General features: G+C 39.1%; 15 protein-coding genes. 6 read left to right on the top strand and 9 right to left on the bottom strand.

The annotated features are described in order from the left end of the window. Window positions 1–53: 53 nt before the first annotated feature. Both mutT and KZZ04_RS11740 read left to right on the top strand, forming a co-directional pair. The gene (gene mutT / locus KZZ04_RS11745) at window positions 54–452 is read left to right on the top strand and encodes an 8-oxo-dGTP diphosphatase MutT (RefSeq protein WP_219422813.1); all 399 of its coding nucleotides are present in this window, start codon (window positions 54–56) and stop codon (window positions 450–452) included. 14 nt (window positions 453–466) lie between these two features. Then, the gene (locus KZZ04_RS11740; protein ID WP_219422812.1) at window positions 467–1,534 is read left to right on the top strand and encodes a phosphotransferase enzyme family protein; all 1,068 of its coding nucleotides are present in this window, start codon (window positions 467–469) and stop codon (window positions 1,532–1,534) included. 78 nt (window positions 1,535–1,612) lie between these two features. Here the strand turns inward: KZZ04_RS11740 and KZZ04_RS11735 are convergent, their stop codons facing one another. The 3 genes from KZZ04_RS11735 to pmbA all read right to left on the bottom strand — a co-directional run bounded on the left by KZZ04_RS11735 (window position 1,613) and on the right by pmbA (window position 5,851). Next, complete coding sequence (locus KZZ04_RS11735; protein ID WP_219422811.1) at window positions 1,613–3,688, bottom strand: M13 family metallopeptidase; 2,076 nt, start codon at window positions 3,686–3,688, stop codon at window positions 1,613–1,615. A 242-nt stretch (window positions 3,689–3,930) separates the two neighbouring features. Then, the gene (locus tag KZZ04_RS11730) at window positions 3,931–4,410 is read right to left on the bottom strand and encodes a DUF721 domain-containing protein (RefSeq protein ID WP_219422810.1); all 480 of its coding nucleotides are present in this window, start codon (window positions 4,408–4,410) and stop codon (window positions 3,931–3,933) included. A gap of 91 nt (window positions 4,411–4,501) precedes the next feature. Beyond that, entirely contained in the window at window positions 4,502–5,851 is a 1,350-nt protein-coding gene (gene pmbA / locus KZZ04_RS11725; RefSeq protein WP_219422809.1) for a metalloprotease PmbA, read from the bottom strand. Between the two features lie 144 nt (window positions 5,852–5,995). Here pmbA and yjgA point away from each other — a divergent pair, with 144 nt between their 5' ends. Next, a complete protein-coding gene (yjgA, locus tag KZZ04_RS11720) occupies window positions 5,996–6,529 on the top strand; it encodes a ribosome biogenesis factor YjgA (protein WP_006793069.1) in 534 nt (177 codons plus the stop codon). Between the two features lie 114 nt (window positions 6,530–6,643). Next, complete coding sequence (hemN, locus tag KZZ04_RS11715) at window positions 6,644–8,017, top strand: oxygen-independent coproporphyrinogen III oxidase (protein WP_219422808.1); 1,374 nt, start codon at window positions 6,644–6,646, stop codon at window positions 8,015–8,017. A 235-nt stretch (window positions 8,018–8,252) separates the two neighbouring features. Here the strand turns inward: hemN and KZZ04_RS11710 are convergent, their stop codons facing one another. The 3 genes from KZZ04_RS11710 to KZZ04_RS11700 form a co-directional block, all read right to left on the bottom strand. Beyond that, window positions 8,253–8,768, bottom strand: coding sequence for a DUF2489 domain-containing protein (locus KZZ04_RS11710; protein ID WP_058403877.1), 516 nt, complete (start codon window positions 8,766–8,768; stop codon window positions 8,253–8,255). Between the two features lie 13 nt (window positions 8,769–8,781). Further along, window positions 8,782–9,375 (bottom strand): Der GTPase-activating protein YihI, encoded by a 594-nt coding sequence (yihI, locus tag KZZ04_RS11705; protein ID WP_058403878.1) that lies wholly within the window; start codon window positions 9,373–9,375, stop codon window positions 8,782–8,784. A gap of 737 nt (window positions 9,376–10,112) precedes the next feature. Continuing rightward, window positions 10,113–10,745, bottom strand: coding sequence for a cytochrome c (locus tag KZZ04_RS11700; protein ID WP_058403879.1), 633 nt, complete (start codon window positions 10,743–10,745; stop codon window positions 10,113–10,115). Window positions 10,746–11,025: 280 nt separating this feature from the next. On the opposite strand from KZZ04_RS11700, the gene yihA reads away from it, so the two are divergent. Beyond that, on the top strand, window positions 11,026–11,703 hold the full coding sequence (gene yihA, locus KZZ04_RS11695) for a ribosome biogenesis GTP-binding protein YihA/YsxC (protein ID WP_058403880.1): 678 nt from the start codon (window positions 11,026–11,028) through the stop codon (window positions 11,701–11,703). On the opposite strand, the gene KZZ04_RS11690 is transcribed toward yihA, so the two are convergent. The 3 genes from KZZ04_RS11690 to polA form a co-directional block, all read right to left on the bottom strand. Continuing rightward, window positions 11,700–12,218: a DUF1285 domain-containing protein gene (locus tag KZZ04_RS11690; protein WP_219422807.1), complete on the bottom strand. Its 519-nt coding sequence runs from the start codon at window positions 12,216–12,218 to the stop codon at window positions 11,700–11,702. The two genes, yihA and KZZ04_RS11690, sit on opposite strands and share 4 nt — an antisense overlap. Next, window positions 12,215–12,802, bottom strand: coding sequence for a YceI family protein (locus KZZ04_RS11685; protein ID WP_219422806.1), 588 nt, complete (start codon window positions 12,800–12,802; stop codon window positions 12,215–12,217). Before KZZ04_RS11685 ends, KZZ04_RS11690 begins: the two co-directional genes overlap by 4 nt. A 508-nt stretch (window positions 12,803–13,310) precedes the next feature. After that, a complete protein-coding gene (gene polA, locus KZZ04_RS11680) occupies window positions 13,311–16,046 on the bottom strand; it encodes a DNA polymerase I (protein ID WP_219422805.1) in 2,736 nt (911 codons plus the stop codon). Window positions 16,047–16,570: 524 nt separating this feature from the next. Here polA and elbB point away from each other — a divergent pair. Further along, window positions 16,571–17,218, top strand: coding sequence for an isoprenoid biosynthesis glyoxalase ElbB (gene elbB / locus KZZ04_RS11675; RefSeq protein WP_138530822.1), 648 nt, complete (start codon window positions 16,571–16,573; stop codon window positions 17,216–17,218). The last annotated feature ends 145 nt before the right edge of the window (window positions 17,219–17,363 follow it).

The following is a 17,363-nucleotide window of genomic DNA, read 5'->3' as shown; positions in this document are numbered from 1 at the left end:
TTGTAAGTAATTAAAAAGCGGCGCTTGCGTCGCTTTTTTTATGGGATAAAAATATGAAAACAAAAATAGTAAATGTAGCCGTTGGTGTAATTAAAAAAAATAATGCAATATTTATCTGTAAACGTGCAAACGAGCAGCATCAAGGTGGCTTATGGGAGTTTCCTGGTGGTAAAGTTGAAGCAAGTGAAAGTGTATTTGCAGCGCTAAAACGTGAGTTAATTGAAGAAGTAGGTATTACTATCCACAGCTCTAGCCAACTCATGGTAATTGAACACGATTATGGCGACAAATGCGTGAGACTCGATATCCACGTTGTCAGTAACTTTAGCGGTCAAGCACATGGCGCTGAAGGGCAACCTAGTGAATGGGTAAATATTAGTGAGTTAACTAACTATGACTTCCCCGCAGCTAATGCTGAAATAATTGAAAAACTGCAATCTCGATACGCCTGATTAAGTGAGTTACGATGAATACCACTGTACAAAATACGTTAAGTAAACTGCTAAAACTCAACCCTGAATCAACTCAGTTGAGTACCATAAGTAGCGGCCATATCAACAGCACATGGCTACTAACACATTTTGATCAGCGATTTATTGTGCAAAAGCTTAACACCCATGTATTTAAACACCCTGCTCAACTTGTCAGTAACGCACAACTTATTGAGCAACATCTGAATACTAAGCAGCAGCAAAATAACTATCCACTCGATATTGTTAAGCACATCAATACATGCAACAACGAATATTTAACCATGCTTAATGAAGAGCCGTATCGTGTACTTAACTTTATTGAGCACAGTTACAGTGAAGATGTGGTTAAAAATCCAGCGCAAGCACATCAAGCCGCTTTAGCCTTTGGTACTTTTGCAAGCGCCTTACACGACTTTGATACAGCCACACTACATACTGTTATTGATGATTTTCATAATCTGACAATGCGCTTTGAGCAGCTAAATACAGCAATGACGAATAGTAATAAAAGAAGGCTTAACCGCTGTAAAAACGACATAGAATATTGCTTATCGCAGCAGCACTTAGTGAACGAACTTAAAACCATAACTCAACATTTACCCGTTCGCGTTTGCCACAACGACACTAAAATAAATAATATGCTGTACTGCAGTAAAACCCATAAAGCGAAAGCTGTTATTGATTTAGACACCTGCATGCCTGGTTTTTTACTGTATGATTTTGGCGATATGGTACGTACATTTTGCTCTGCAGAAGCAGAGGATTCGACGAACCTTGACAAGGTTATTATTCGAAAAGAGATTTTTGAGGCGCTCGTTAAGGGTTACCTCGCTCCCCTTCAGCCTCTTATGAGTAATACAGAGCAATCAAGCTTGTTGCTTGGTGCTAAAATTATGCCTTTAATGCTTAGCGTGCGTTTTTTAACTGATTACTTAAATAACGATGTGTACTTTAAAACCACTCATGCAGAGCATAATTTAGAGCGGGCTCAAAACCAACTGGCTTTATATAAAAACATTTTAAGTAATGAAAGCTGGATGTATAAAATCCTCATGCAATAGCAGCAATGTTATTAGTATAAAAAACCAGCAAGCTAAACACTTGCTGGTTTTTACTAAGTTAGCCAAAAAGAATATCAATTACCAAATTTTTACGCGGTCTTCTGGTTTGATATACATTTTGTCGCCTTCTTTTACATCAAACGCTTCGTAAAACTCTGGCATATTAGACAAAATACCAATTACACGGTAATGACTTGGTGAATGCGAGTCGGTCATTAAGCGGTTACGTAATTCTTCATCGCGGTAGTTACGACGCCAAATTTGCGACCACCCCATAAAGAAGCGTTGATCACCAGTGTAACCATCAATAACTGGTGCTTTAGTGTCACCTAATGATAGCTGATATGCTTTATACGCTACAGTTAACCCACCTAAATCACCGATATTTTCGCCAAGCGTAAGCTCGCCGTTTACATTCGCATCGTCAAACGGCTTGTACTTGTTAAATTGATCAACTAACGCACCTGAACGCTCTTCAAACTGCTTAAGGTCGCTTTCAGTCCACCAGTTACGCAAGTTACCATCGCCGTCGTATTTAGAACCTTGGTCGTCAAAACCATGGCCAAGCTCGTGGCCGATCACGGCGCCAATTGCACCGTAATTGACAGCATCATCCGCTTCTAAATTAAAGAATGGCGGTTGTAAAATGGCAGCAGGAAATACAATTTCGTTGTTTACCGGGTTGTAGTAGGCATTCACTGTTTGCGGTGTCATGTACCATTCTGAACGGTCAACAGGTTTGCCTAATTTGGCAATCATATCTTTATATGCCCATTGACTGTAACGAATGTAGTTACCTACCAGTTCGTCTGAATTAATTTCTAGTTCAGAGTAGTCTTTCCACTTATCAGGGTAACCAATTTTAGGAATAAATTTGTCTAGTTTTTCTTGTGCTGCAATTTTTGTTTCAGGTCCCATCCAGTCAAGACCTTCAATTGCAACGCTGTAACCTTTAATTACGTTATCAACCAGCTCTTCCATACGCGCTTTAGCTTCAGGCGGAAAGTTGTCTTTAACGTATACTTTACCTAAAATTTCACCTAGCACACTATTAGAGGCATCAACGGCTTTTTTCCAAAGTGGCGCTTGCTCTTCTACGCCACGTAAAGTGGTGCTATAAAAGTTAAATTTAAGATCAACTAAATCATCATTTAGCAACTGAGCATAGCCACTTACAAAATGAAACTTAAGGTAGTTTTTCCACGTTTCTAAGTCCGTGTTTTGGTAAATACCACCCAGCGCTTCTAAAAAGCTTGGTTGGCGCACAATAATATCAGCGGTGTTTACACCTGCATTTTTAAAGAACGCAGCTAAATCAAGCTCACCGGCTAATTTATTCGCCTCGGCTACAGTCATTTTATTATACGACTTAGTTGCATCACGGCTTTGTACACGGCTCCACTGCGCATCAGCAATGGTTTTTTCAAAAGCAAGTACGCTTGCTGCTGCTTGTGCAGCCTCTTTGACACCCGCTTTAGCCAATACATCAGTTATGTATTGCTCGTAAGAGGCGCGAATTTTAGTAAACTTCTCATCGTCTTTTAAGTAGTAATCGCGATCAGGTAAGCCAAGACCTGATTGCGATAAGTACAAAGCGTATTCGCTTGAATTTTTAGCATCGTTGTTAATAAACCAACCAAACGGTAAAGTGCCACCTTGCTGTTGAATAGACGCCATAAGGCCAACTAAGTCAGATTTAGACTCAATGCTATCAATACTATCTAGCGACGGTTGTAACGGGGTAATTCCAAGCTCATTACGGGCGTTTTTATTCATATAGCTTTTATAAAACGCGCCAATTTTATACTCGTCGCTGCCTTTTTCAGCCGACTTATTGGCCGCTGCGTTTTCAAGCGCCGTTTTCATCGCTTTTTGCGACTCATCGTATAATTGCGAAAAAGACCCATAGTTAGACTTATCACCTGGGATTTCAGTTGTTGCTAACCAAGTTCCATTTACATGATAGTAAAAGTCATCCTGCGGGCGAACTGAGCTGTCCATATTAGCCAATTCAATACCTAGCTCTAACGGTTTCTCTGCTGGTGCTGTTGCTGCTTGAGTGTCGGCTACTTGAGTTTCTTGTTGTTTTTCGCCACAACCTACTAAGCCAAGCGCAAGTGCAATACTCGCAGCGGCCATTGTTACTTTATTCATAATTAATCCATTTGTTAGTCAATTTTATAAATTGCTCATACCAACTCCATTAAGCTCTTTAACAAGATAGCAGTCAGCTTTTACTTAATGGAATGGGCATCAACTTACACTTATCATTGAGTGCAATAGCGCTATAATAAACCTGATTTTGAGAACATTGAAATAGAATATGTAACAAAGTATTTTGAATGAGATAAGCACTCTAAATTACCCTATCAATAGCTTAATAAAGCAGTTGGTAATTAGCGCTTATTTTTACCGTGTAAGGCCAAACGTTGTAACTTCTCTTTTAATGAAGGAGGTGCTGAGTCGGCAATCGCATTTAAATAATCGGCTGTTTGTTCGCTCATTTTACGCGAGTTAGTGACGGCGGCTGAAGCTGTTTTGTTTGCCGTACTTAATCGCTGAGTGGCCTGAGGATTAGCTGTAATTTTAATTTGCCCCAGTTCAGCCATACCTGCGGCCCTAAAGTGCGAAAGCATATCCATTTTTAAATAATTAAGCCTAAGCGCTATCGGGGCCGATACCGCTTCAATCATCAACGTGCCATCGCGATAATTACTTACGCGACATTTATCTCCTAATTTAGGGCCTAAAAAGTCTTTAAGTAAAGTTTGCTGAGTATCGAGAGCTTGGCTTTTACCAGCATAAGCCGACAAGCGATTGTTTAGGCCCGCCATAATATCAGTGAGTGGTTTTGGTGCGTATCTATCTTTAGCCATTAAACATCTCAAATCGAACTTATTCACACACTTAAATTTAGCGGCATTGCAGTAAATATAAGTGTGCCCATAAGTAAGCGTAAATTAGGTATTAAGCACCTGCTATTTGCATTTGCTCAATTAAAACAGAGCCAGTTTGAATACCGCCTCTGCGCTCAATGTCGCCACCAATAGCAGAAATACCTTTGAACATATCTTTTAAATTGCCGGCAATCGTAATTTCACTAACGGGATATTGAATCTCTCCGTTTTCAACCCAAAAACCACCAGCACCGCGAGAGTAATCACCTGTTACTGTGTTTACACCTTGCCCCATAAGCTCGGTAACTAACAAGCCGGTACCCATTATTTTTAACACTGCTTTTAAATCGTTATGCGTTTGTTCTACTAACCAATTATGAATACCGCCTGCATGACCTGTAGGGGTCATGTTCATTTTACGCGCGGCGTAACTTGCTAATAAATAAGTTTGTAACTCACCACCTTGGATTATTTCACGATCAACCGTTTTAACACCTTCGCTGTCAAACGGTGATGAAGCTAACCCTTTTAACATGTGTGGACGTTCAGCAATATTTACACAATGACTAAATACGTGTGTTCCTAAACTATCGAGTAAAAAGCTCGACTTTCGATAAAGTGCGCCCCCACCAATCGCTGACACTAAATGGCCAAATAATGAGTTTGCAATATCAGCCCTAAATACAACAGGGACTTTCATTGTTCCTAATTTTTGGCTGTTTAGTTTAGCCAATGTTTCTGATGCAGCTTCAAGCCCGACTGCCGCAGCATCAGTTAAACCTGCTTGATCGCGGGCAACCGTGTATGCTGAATCGCGTTGCATTTGTTCGCCATCTTTACCAATCACCATGGTGCTGATACTGTGACGAGTACGCGGAAAGCCAGCAATTAAACCATGGCTGTTTCCATAAACACGAAGCCCTTGATGCGATGAAAAACTGGCGCCATCAGAATTTACAATACGTTCATCAGCATTTAAAGCAGCTTGCTCGGCAGTATGGCAAAACTCAATACCTTGTTCTGGGCTGACATCCCACGGATGGTATAAATCAAGATCTTGTGGATTAAACTCAAGTAGCTCTTTATCGGCAACCCCATTAAATGGATCGTCTGATGTGAACTTTGCAATATCAATGGCCTTTTCTACTACTGTGCGCAATGTTTTAGGATTTAAATCAGCCGTTGAAGCAGAGCCTTTATTATTGCCAACATAAACACTAATGCCCAGGCCACCATCTTGGTTAAACTCAATGGTTTCTACTTCGCCCATTCGTGTACTCACCGATAAACCCGACGTGCTAGACATTGCAGCTTCAGCTGCTGTAGCACCTAATTTTTTAGCATGTTCGAGTACTTCGGCTACCGCATCTTTAACCTGCGATATTTGAGAATAAATTGGATTGTTTTGTTGGCTTTTCATAAATTAAGTCCTGAGCCTTAGAGGCATAATGCATGCATTTCTTATAGTTAAATGCTAACACACTCACTGCACCACATCAGCTAATATTAATCACTAAAAGAATCGCGTATAATAGTGCCAGTTATTTTTATTTAAGAGCACCCCATGGCGAAGAAAAAAGGCAAGCCTGCTGAAATTGAAGAAGAAATTGAATACGTATCAAGAACAGAACTCAAGCGCGAAGCGCAAGAGTTTCATCAGTTAGGTTCTGAAATTGCCAAAATGGGTAAAAAGCAGCGTGAGCGCCTACCATTAAATGACGATTTAAAAGAAGCAATGGTTGTTGCTGATAAAATTAGCAATAAAAGCGATGCATACCGCCGTCACTTAAATTACATTGCAAAAACGCTTCGCACAGTAGAAAACATTGAAGATATAAAAGCTATTATCGATGTAATGCTTAATAAAAATAACCAAGCTGAAGTATTGGTTAAAAAAATAGAGCAACTGCGCTCAGACCTAATAGAACAAGGCGACAGCCTGATAAACGAAACTATTGAGCAGTTCCCTTCGCTAGATCGTCAAAAAATGCGTCAATTAGTGCGCAATGCTGCAAAAGAAGTAAAAGCTGAAAAACCAGGTAAAGGCTATAAAGAGCTTTTTCAGTATTTAAAAGATGCGCATACTGTCACGTATTAAAGTGTAATACGTTTTGATTGAAAGGTGCTTCGGCACCTTTTTTGTTATAGATCAACATCCCCTCTCAGTTACTTTTTTATAATCACGGCTCTACTTAAAACTCAGGTGTGCGTGATGATAAAACTTCCTCAATGGGACCAAGCTCTCATTAATAAATACAATGTATCTGGTCCGCGGTATACATCCTACCCTACCGCTTTATCTTTGAGTGAAGGATACGATAAACACGATTTAATCAGCGCCATAAAGTCATCTCAATCTCGTTCGCTTTCTTTATATATTCATATTCCATTTTGCAGTCAGCTTTGTTACTACTGTGGTTGTAATAAAATTATCACTCGCCACCAATCAAAAGCCGATACTTATATAGACTTTTTAGCAAAAGAGATTGCCGCGCAAGCTCCTTTATTTAAGCACTACAGCGTTGAGCAACTGCATTTAGGTGGAGGCACCCCGACCTTTTTAACACCCCAACAAATGAAGCGCTTAATTGCGCTACTAGAACAGCATTTTAACTTTACCAGCACAACTGAGCGCGGTATTGAAGTCGACCCACGCTCGCTTGCTGAAAATATGTTGGTTGATTTGAGAATGCTAGGCTTTAACCGAGTGTCGTTTGGGATTCAAGACTTTAATGACGACGTGCAGCTTGCAGTTAATCGTCCTCAAGATGCAGATACCGTTAAGCAATTAATTACTCAGGCACGTGAATTGGGCTTTAAATCAATTAACGCCGATATGATTTACGGCTTACCACTGCAAACACCCGACAGCTTTAAACAAACAATAGAGCAACTCATCGAGCTTAGCCCTGATCGTGTGTCGGTATTTAATTATGCTCACTTACCAGAGCGATTTGCCGCACAACGCAAAATTAAAGAGCATGACTTACCAGATGCGCACGATAAGCTAACTATGTTTAAAAATACCTTAGAGCAGATGACAAAAGCGGGTTATCAGTTTATTGGTATGGATCACTTCGCGAAAGTAGACAACGAGCTGGCTGTCGCACAAAATGAAGGCAAATTGCATCGAAATTTTCAAGGTTATACCACACATGGCAATTGTGATTTATTAGGGTTAGGTGCATCGTCTATTTCACAAATTGGCACGGCTATTTTGCAAAATAAAAAAGAGCTGAAGCATTACTACCATAGTATTGAAACGCAAAGCGGCTGCGCACTTAGTAAAGGCATGCATTTAACCCATGATGATGTTATTCGAGCTGATGCTATTAAGCAGCTTATTTGTCAGTTTGAGCTAAATATAGATGAGTTTGCTAACAAGTATCATATTGAGTTTTATAGCTACTTTGCAGGCGCATTGACTTCACTTAAACCACTTATAGACGATAAAATGGTGATTATTGAAAACAACCACATACGTGTCACACCAAGGGGGAACTTATTTATTCGTATCATTTGCATGTGCTTTGATGCTCACTTACAAAATCAAATCAACGCAACGCGTTTTTCCCGGGTGATTTAATCCACTCATCAAATGATACTAATTCGCTTAATTAAGCGATCTATTTTGAGGCTGGAAAAACGTATTGATAGCTAGGCAAAAAACTCGCTATTTAGTTGTTCTAAAGAGAATTCTTTAACGCAGGTAACGACACGTTTAGCCCCGTAAAATGATTAAGGATAATTGCGGTTTGGTATAATATTTGGGCACAAAAAAAGCATACCTAGGTATGCTTTTTTATGTTTTTTACGCTACTTTAATTAAATACCACGTTTTCACTACCTGGGGCAGCTTTGAACTCAGAAATAATTTTAACGCAATCGGCCTTAATCTCATCACTGTAGCTTTCCTCTGCACGCCAGCGCGCAGTGTCTTGCTTAAAAATTTCTTTTTTAGAATATTTTTTACGTGCGTCGTGTGTCGGCATTTCTTTTACCACTTGGTACATTTTATAAATACCAGGATACTGTGTGGTTAAATCTCGTTCGTCTTCAAAACCGTATTGCGACATAAGCACCCAAACGCGCAAACATCCCTCTGAAAACTCACACTGCTCTTCATTCATTGCACGTGCGATTAAATGAATACTGTCGGCAAGCTTAGCATTTCGCTTTAAACGAGACGCTGCAAGCTTTTGCTTTTGCTCAGCTTGTGTTTTAGCTATTAACTTTTTTTGCGCACTTAACTTATATAACAACTGACCCGCATAAAATGCCAAACCAGCTATAATGATAGCGCCTAAACATAAAGCCACGATAACTGCAGTACTCATTAAATACCCTTAATTACTTATCTTCGTCTTCATCATCGTCTAACCATTCACTGGCAAGATCATTTGATAAATACTGGTCGAAGTCTGAATTGCTCTCTTCGCCAAAAGCATCTTCATCATCAAACTCATCTTCGTCTTCAAGGCCTAATAACTTACATAGAACCTGATGACGAGCAATGCGGCTATTGAAGTACTTCGCATCTTTACCAGTCAGCATCTCACCGCCTTCATGACGCTCCACTAACTTGAGTAAACGCACATCATTTTCAAGCTCTTCAAGCTCTTGCTCTGGCGAAAGCTCTGGTTGAATAACTTTCTTAAGTTCAACAGCTGGTTTTAAGTTACGTTTCATTTCTACTTTTGGTTCAGCAGCAACAGGCACTAAAGACACCGGCTTTTTACTACCAATGCGCTTATCTCTTGAACTTGAATGAGATGCTTGGCTTTGTTCTTCAAGCAAATCTGGCGCATTACGCGAACCAGGCTTAGCACCTTTGGTTTTTTTAACACGCTGCTCTTTTAACGCACGCATTTCTTTAAGCTTATCTTGGCTTAAGCGAACAGGTCCATTTGATGGGATTTTACGTGACTTTTTCTTTCTACTCATATCTTGATCATCTCACTTAAGAGGTTTTGAGCGAGGCGCAAATTAATAGGCATCGCAATGCTGGCAAAGCCAGAAGAATTCAGTTTGCGCTTAAGAGGTTGGGCTACTCTTTAAAATTACGCACTAGCAAATTGCTAAACGGTGGGTATTGTAACAGGACAAATAAAAAGGCGGTAGAGAAAACATCTCTACCGCCTACTAATCTGAGCGCCATTGAATGGACACTTCTCCCTTCGACTTTTTAGTCTTTGTTATTTTTATTATTATCAGTCCGTATTGTTATTATTTTTACGTTCCTTGTTTCATTCCATTTTGTTTTTATTATTAAACTTCCATGAGTTATTTTATTATTTTCGGTCATCCTGACACTTTTGTAGTATTTCCTTTAGTAACACTATCATTGTGCTATGTAGTCGTGCCGCGCTACTGTCCTTATAGCTGTTTCCATTTTTTTATTGTTTTTTGCGACAGGTGTTAATTTACTCGTTAATAATTTTGTTACAACTGGTTTATATCTTTTTTCTTACATTGCACCTATGTTTAAATAAAAGCCTATATAAATAACAATAACTTAACAAAAAAAAGACGTTTAAAATAAGACTTTTACCATACATTGGCATGGTCAATGTCTCACAAAGTAAAAGACAATATCGCCAATTTCAGACATAAAAAAAGCAACCGAGGCTGCTTTTTTCATATTACACTGTAGTTGGTATCTAAATTTAGATAAATACGCTTTAGTGTAAACCACCTAAGTACTTAGAAAGCACTTCAATGTCTTTGTCTGTTAGCTTTTTAGCTATGTCACCCATCATACCGTTAAGGTCATTATTACGAGTACCATTACGAAACTTTTCAAGCTGAGACTTGATGTACTCTGGGTGCTGAAAAGATACTTTTGGAAACTTAGCTAACGATGAACCGTTACCACGAGGACCATGACATGAAGCACATGAAGGAATTCCTCGCTCTGCATCACCCGCTTTGTAAAGCATTGCGCCTACTTCAACGACGTCTTTAGGTGTTGAACCCTCTGACATGTTTAATGACGAAAAATAAGCTGACAGATCTTTCATGTCTTGTTCGCTTAATGGCATTGCCATTGCGCTCATAACAGGATCCATACGGCCCTCTTTTCCGCCTGAAGTCATACCTAGTTTAAATTCCTGCAATTGCTTGAGGATATAATCTGGGTGTTGGCCTGCAATTTTAGGGTAAATATTAACCGGCGCATTGCCGTCTGGGCCGTGACATGCCGCACACGTTGCTGATTTTTGTTTACCTGCGTTTACATCGCCATCAAATGCTGTTGCGTTGCTTGCTGACAACGCACCAAGCAGTATTGTTAAAGATAGTGCTATTTTTTTCATGGTGAATTCTCTGTTCCCGACCCTGTATCATCTACAATCATGATGTTGCAATACATATATTCTACACGATAATAAATTCTCTGGCACGTTTTCTACACATATTAAGCTTATAATTTACAGGGTTTTGACTAAGGTGAAGCTTTAATATGCTTTAAATGTACCACAGCCAGTGCTTTTAGGTACTCAAATACGCTTTTTAATACATACTTTATAGTATAAAATACGCACCCTAAGTAAATTTGGTTTACTTAACGTTACTTTTAAAGTTTTAGGAGAGCCTGTGCTCAAATCTCGTATCAAATATAATACCGCGTCTTTCGTTACAAGCGCTCCAGACATCACTAAATTACCTGCTGATACGGGAATTGAAGTTGCGTTTGCGGGTCGTTCTAATGCAGGTAAATCAAGTGCGCTAAATGCATTAACCGATCAAAAATTAGCACGTACAAGTAAAACCCCTGGCCGAACTCAATTAATTAATACGTTTGAGTTAGCCGACGTTGACAACATGCGGTTAATAGATTTACCCGGTTACGGCTTTGCTAAAGTACCAATTGAAATGAAAAAAAAGTGGCAAAAGTCACTAGGTGAATATCTTCAAAAGCGCCAAAGCTTAAAAGGGATTGTTGTTTTAATGGATATTCGTCATCCGTTAAAAGATTTAGACCGAGACTTAATTAACTGGGCAATAGGCAGTGAGATTCCTGTATTAGCCTTATTAACTAAAGCAGACAAACTAAAACAAGGTGCGCGCAAAGCCCAAGTACTTCAGGTACGACGTGAACTAAGCGCACTTGATGGCGATATTACTGTTCATGCTTTTTCGTCTTTAAAAGGCACTGGATTACCAGAAGTTGCGAAAAAACTAGACGAGTGGTTTTTAGGCCCCGTGATCGCAGTACCGCCAGCAGACAAAGCATCTGACGAAAGTAGTTCAGACACCCGTACTGCAAGCTAAGTTAAGTAAAACGTCTCACCCGAAGATCGAATAAAATAGCCGAGCTCATCAGACTCGGCTTTTTCAGCCCACTGATAAAATACACTTCTTGAAATGCGTGCACTACAGCCAAAAGGTAAAATTAAATAAGGCACTTTAGCGCCTTTATAACTTTTTACCTGCAGAGGCTGCTGCTGACTAACAACCCACTGCCTGGCTAAATTATCAATACAACATAATGCCTCGCCTTCAGATGTCTGTTCTAAAAACCAGTCAACAATAATAAATGGCGCATCTACTACTGTAATTTTAATTTTTTCGATAGGTGTTTTTAAATAAAAATATTCATCTTCTTTGCACAACACAGAAGCAAACAACTTAACCATAGCCGCCCTTGTTATTTTACTACCACCGTAAAACCACTCACCTTGGTCGTTAATAACTATTGGCAACTCACCACAATGCGAGGGTTGCCAGCTATCAAAGGGCTTACTCGGCTCACTTAACTGTTTACTGAGCTCATTAAGCGAAATCACTGTTTTTTAAGTGTTAATGCAAATGTAACGGGGATAGCGGTTGCAATAGAAGGTAACCCAGCAAGTTCTTGTAATTGCTTAACTCCCTCTGTCACACCAAAGTCGCCACTATTTATAATAACTGGCGTAAATGAAGCCAGCGTCAAATCACCACTTTTGTTGCTATTTACGAGCACATCAATTACGAGTGATTTTTTGTTGCCATGAAAATCAAGCTCAGCACTAATTCCTTTTAGCACGTAACTGCCCGGTTTTTTAATTGTTGATAACGACTGTTTCAAATTAGCTGTTAGCACGGCTTTTGGGAAAGTATTTACTTCAAATAACAGGCTTGTAAGCCGTTGATTACGGATAGGTATAAACGTCTCTGCCGATGCTAAATCTATATGAATATTAAACTCACCCTCATCGCTAAACTTGCCTTCGATCGCAGTGAAGTGATGAGCTTCAGCAATGGTGTCTTTTTTTATAGAAACAAAACTTATCTGGCTTTTATCGTTGTCTAACTGCCAATTGGCAAAGGTAAAATTAGACATAAATAAACTTGATAACGAAAGGCCTGTAATAGCTAACACTTTAAACATAACGCACTCCTTTAAATATATAAATCAAGAGAAATCTCATTGGATACTATCATTTAGAAATAGCTTAAACCATACTAAAATATGAGATTACAATATCGCAATTAACACCCGATATAACTACGACATTTGAGCATAAGAATGATCACATTAGAATAAAGCAAGAAAACTGAAAAGCGCATAATAAAAAACGGCCTAATAAAAGGTTATTAGGCCGATATAGCAAACTGGGGAGTTGCTAACAATTTGTTGCATCTTTACAGACGCATCATCAACAGGATGTCCTACAGAGTAGGACGGGCGGGACTTTAACAAAAGCACGCATAAAAATACAATCATATTCTGCATTAATAGTTAGAATTGACGAACATGTAACCATTTAGCATAAATAATTACCTATTTTAACCTATTTTTAACTAAATTCTGTTTATAAAAAATTGAAGAATAAGTTACTCATATTTTTAATACACATAAAAAAAGCGCCTATCGGCGCTTTTATTGTTTATAGAATTTAGTGGGCTTGTTCCCAATTTTCACCTTCGTCAGCCTCTACTATTAGCGGTACATCGAGTGAAGCAGCTTGTGACATTAGCTCACAAATTTTTGCAGTATAAGTCTCTGCACAATCAGTTTTGATTTCAAATACCAATTCATCATGCACTTGCATGAGTAACTTAACAGTATTTGGAGCTTGCTCATACACCCACTGATTAACACTTAACATGGCCTTTTTAATTATATCAGCAGCGGTGCCTTGCATTGGCGCATTAATAGCTGCGCGCTCTGCACCTTTACGACGGGCTCCGTTACGCGCATTTATTTCAGGTAAATGTAGTCGGCGTCCAAATATTGTTTCAACATAACCATTTTCTGCTGCTTTTTCGCGTGTTGTTTCCATGTACTCTAATACGCCAGGAAAACGTTCAAAGTATTTATCAATATAATGTTGAGCTTCATGGCGTGGAACATCTAACTGACGGGCTAAACCAAAAGCCGACATACCATAAATAAGACCAAAGTTTACGGCTTTTGCTTTACGGCGCATATCTGTTGTTACGTCATCTAAATCAACACCAAACACTTCTGCGGCGGTCGCACTATGAACATCTAGACCATTCGCAAAAGCATTAAGTAAACCTTTATCTTGTGAAAGATGCGCCATTATACGCAGTTCAATTTGGCTGTAATCTGCTGCAACTATCTTATACCCATCGGCTGCAATAAAGGCTTCTCGAATACGGCGACCTTCTTCTGAACGAATTGGAATATTTTGCAGGTTAGGATCGGTAGAACTTAAACGCCCTGTCGCTGTTACAGCCTGATGATATGACGTATGCACACGTTGCGTTTTCTCATTAACCATAAGGGGGAGTTTATCGGTATATGTTGATTTAAGTTTTGATAAACCACGGTGCTCAATAATCACTTTAGGTAACGGATAATCATGAGCGAGCTCTTGAAGTACTTCTTCAGCTGTTGAAGGTGCACCTTTAGGCGTTTTTTTAATTATTGGCAGCTCTAGTTTTTCAAACAATAATACTTGTAACTGTTTTGGTGAACTCAAATTGAAAGGTTCACCTGCAATTTCAAACGCCTCTTTTTCAAGTTCAATTAAGCGCTCACCTAAGCGTTGGCTATGCGCGCCAAGCATGTTGCTATCAATCGCAACCCCTGTACGCTCAATATCTGAAATGACGCTTACCAATGGCATTTCAATATCTTCAAATACTGATTTAAGCTTTTCATCCGCCTCAATTTTGGGCCATAGCACTCCGTGTAAGCGAAGTGTTATGTCTGCATCTTCAGCTGCATAAAGCGCTGCTTTTTCGAGTTCAATTTGATTAAATGTTAGCTGCTTTTTACCCTTGCCTGCAATATCTTCAAAGCTAATATTTTTATGGCCTAGGTATTTTAGTGCCAACGAATCCATATCATGACGCGTACCTACGCTGTTAAAAACATAAGACTCAAGCATAGTGTCAAATTTAATACCATTAAGTTCATAGCCAGCATTGGCTAATACGCTTTTGTCGTATTTAAGATTCTGTCCTACTTTTGCTTTATTAGGGTCAGCTAAAATTGGTCCAAGCTTTTGCATCACAAATTCAAGGCTTAGTTGTTCTGGCGCATCAGGATAATCGTGCGCGACCGGTAAATATGCCGCCTCGCCTGCTTTAACGCTAAAGCTCATGCCTACTAGTTGAGCTTGCATGTAATCGAGGCTAGTTGTTTCTGTATCAAATGCAAAAAGCTCAGCGCTATTGAGCTGCTCTATTAGCGTATTAAACTGCGCCTCTGTTAGAATAGTCTCGTAATGAGCCTCTTCAACTTTTGGTAATTCTGTCTCATCAGATGGAACCGCTAAATGAGTTTGTGCATCACTTGGGTTATCTAGCAGCTCAGCTAACCAACGACGAAATTCGCATTCACCATATAACGCAATTAACTCGTCTTTATTTGGCTCTTGTAATTTAAACGTATCAAGATCTGATTCAACCTCAACGTCACACTTAATGGTCGCCAACTCATAACTTAAAGGTAAATGATCTAATGCATTTGCTAATTTTTCACCAATTTTGCCTTTAATTTCGCCTGCGTTATCCATTACACCTTGCAGAGATCCATATTTTTGCAACCATTTTACGGCTGTTTTGGGGCCACAGCCTTCAACGCCTGGAATGTTATCAACTTTATCGCCCATAAGAGCCAGGTAATCAATGATCAGTTCAGGACCAACACCAAACTTTTCAACCACAGTGTCAGGATCTGAAATACTGTCAGTCATGGTATTAATAAGTGTCACATGCTCATTCACAAGCTGAGCCATGTCTTTATCACCGGTCGAAACCAGTACATGGCGTTTTTGTTCAGATGCAATTCGCGCAAAGGTCCCAATGACATCGTCGGCTTCAACCCCTTCAATACTAATAAGCGGAAAACCCATTGCTTTAATAATACTGTGAATAGGTGCTATTTGCGTGCGTAAATCATCAGGCATAGGAGGACGATTAGCCTTGTATTCGCTGTACATGTCATTACGGAATGTTTTACCTTTCGCGTCAAACACAACCACCATATGCGAAGGATCATATTGTCTGATCAGGCTTTTAAGCATATTAATAACGCCATAAATAGCGCCCGTAGCCTCACCCTTAGAATTAGTTAGATGCGGAGGAGAATGATAAGCACGGAATAAATACGACGAACCATCAACTAAAATAAGTGGGTTTTCGGGGATCTGAGCCATGGTGAAATTGGATCCTAAATGCTAAAAATTATGATAATTGTAAGCATGCCACAAGGGTTAAAATAAAACGACTATCAATTAATGCTAGGTATTTTATTTAAGTAAGAGCAAGCTGTGGATAAGTATGTAGATAACAGACACAAACAATCCTTCCAAAGCATATTTAAACGCCTAGAAAAATAATTAACTATATGTTTTAATTTAAAAAAGATAATACGAAGTTCTTTTTTTATTATTTTTAAACCAATGTGGAAAAAGGTTTTTTTATGGCTGCTGATGCCATCACCTACTTTAGTTATTCTCGTCCATTTAAATAACCGGAGGAGTATTCTAGCATAATGGATCGAAGATCATAGCGATCCTTTATACTTTTTTTTATTGGTATTAATTGTGAAATGGTATATGCCGCATTGCAACTTACTTCGCGGATAATTTTCACACAAAAATTAATTTAAAGAGACAATTTAGCTCGTGTTAAACTTCAAACTATAGACTGAATAAATTTAATCAAGGAGCACAAAAGCATGAAAAAAGTAGCAGTGTTATTAGCTGGAAATGGTGTTTACGATGGTGCTGAAATTAATGAAGCTATTTTAACGCTTTTACACATAGCTAAAAACGGCGCAACCTACCAGTGCTTTGCACCAGATGTAGAGCAACTTCACACTATTAATCACCTAACGGGTGAGGAAATGAATGAAAAACGCAACGTATTAGTTGAGGCTGCACGTATTGCCCGAGGCGATATAAAAGCGCTTAACCACCTCAATATTGATGAGTTTGATGCGTTAATAGTTCCAGGTGGTTTTGGCGCTGCAAAAAACTTATGTGACTTTGCTGTAAAAGGTGCGCAAGCGACTATTAATAGTGACGTATTAAACGCGTGTAAAAAATTCGCTACTGCTAATAAACCAGCTGGCTATATGTGTATTGCGCCTGCGTTAATTCCATTTATTTACGATAATGCAAAGCTCACTATTGGCAATGATAATGACACGGCTGCCGCACTCACTTCGCTTGGCGCAACACATTTAAACTGTGACGTTGATGACGTTGTGATTGACCAGCACAATAAAATTGTGACTACACCTGCTTATATGCTTGCTCAATCAATTATTGAAGCCGATGCCGGGATCGCTAAGCTCGTTAATCGCGTATTAGAAATAAACTGACTATAGTTGTGATGGGCATTTACTTACTATTTGAACAAGCTCAAAGGGTAATAAAATTGCGCTAAGCCACTGGTATTTATTGAGCTAACGCAAAAAGTAGTCAGTTTTTAGTAATAAAAATACCTCTTAGCATTTTATAAATTGC

It is taken from the genome of Pseudoalteromonas sp. CR1 (assembly GCF_019392235.1).
Lineage (GTDB): Bacteria > Pseudomonadota > Gammaproteobacteria > Enterobacterales > Alteromonadaceae > Pseudoalteromonas.
This window is presented reverse-complemented; position numbering and strand designations above follow the sequence as displayed.

What these genes read in the sequence shown, in the direction of transcription:
- KZZ04_RS11730 (WP_219422810.1), bottom strand. Translation starts at nt 4,410, where the DNA reads ATGGCTAAAGATAGATACGCACCAAAACCACTCACTGATATTATGGCG.
- polA (WP_219422805.1), bottom strand. Translation starts at nt 16,046, where the DNA reads ATGGCTCAGATCCCCGAAAACCCACTTATTTTAGTTGATGGTTCGTCG.
- KZZ04_RS11710 (WP_058403877.1), bottom strand. Translation starts at nt 8,768, where the DNA reads ATGAGTACTGCAGTTATCGTGGCTTTATGTTTAGGCGCTATCATTATA.
- KZZ04_RS11700 (WP_058403879.1), bottom strand. Translation starts at nt 10,745, where the DNA reads ATGAAAAAAATAGCACTATCTTTAACAATACTGCTTGGTGCGTTGTCA.
- mutT (WP_219422813.1), top strand. Translation starts at nt 54, where the DNA reads ATGAAAACAAAAATAGTAAATGTAGCCGTTGGTGTAATTAAAAAAAAT.
- yjgA (WP_006793069.1), top strand. Translation starts at nt 5,996, where the DNA reads ATGGCGAAGAAAAAAGGCAAGCCTGCTGAAATTGAAGAAGAAATTGAA.
- hemN (WP_219422808.1), top strand. Translation starts at nt 6,644, where the DNA reads ATGATAAAACTTCCTCAATGGGACCAAGCTCTCATTAATAAATACAAT.
- KZZ04_RS11735 (WP_219422811.1), bottom strand. Translation starts at nt 3,688, where the DNA reads ATGAATAAAGTAACAATGGCCGCTGCGAGTATTGCACTTGCGCTTGGC.
- yihI (WP_058403878.1), bottom strand. Translation starts at nt 9,375, where the DNA reads ATGAGTAGAAAGAAAAAGTCACGTAAAATCCCATCAAATGGACCTGTT.
- pmbA (WP_219422809.1), bottom strand. Translation starts at nt 5,851, where the DNA reads ATGAAAAGCCAACAAAACAATCCAATTTATTCTCAAATATCGCAGGTT.
- elbB (WP_138530822.1), top strand. Translation starts at nt 16,571, where the DNA reads ATGAAAAAAGTAGCAGTGTTATTAGCTGGAAATGGTGTTTACGATGGT.
- KZZ04_RS11685 (WP_219422806.1), bottom strand. Translation starts at nt 12,802, where the DNA reads ATGTTTAAAGTGTTAGCTATTACAGGCCTTTCGTTATCAAGTTTATTT.
- KZZ04_RS11740 (WP_219422812.1), top strand. Translation starts at nt 467, where the DNA reads ATGAATACCACTGTACAAAATACGTTAAGTAAACTGCTAAAACTCAAC.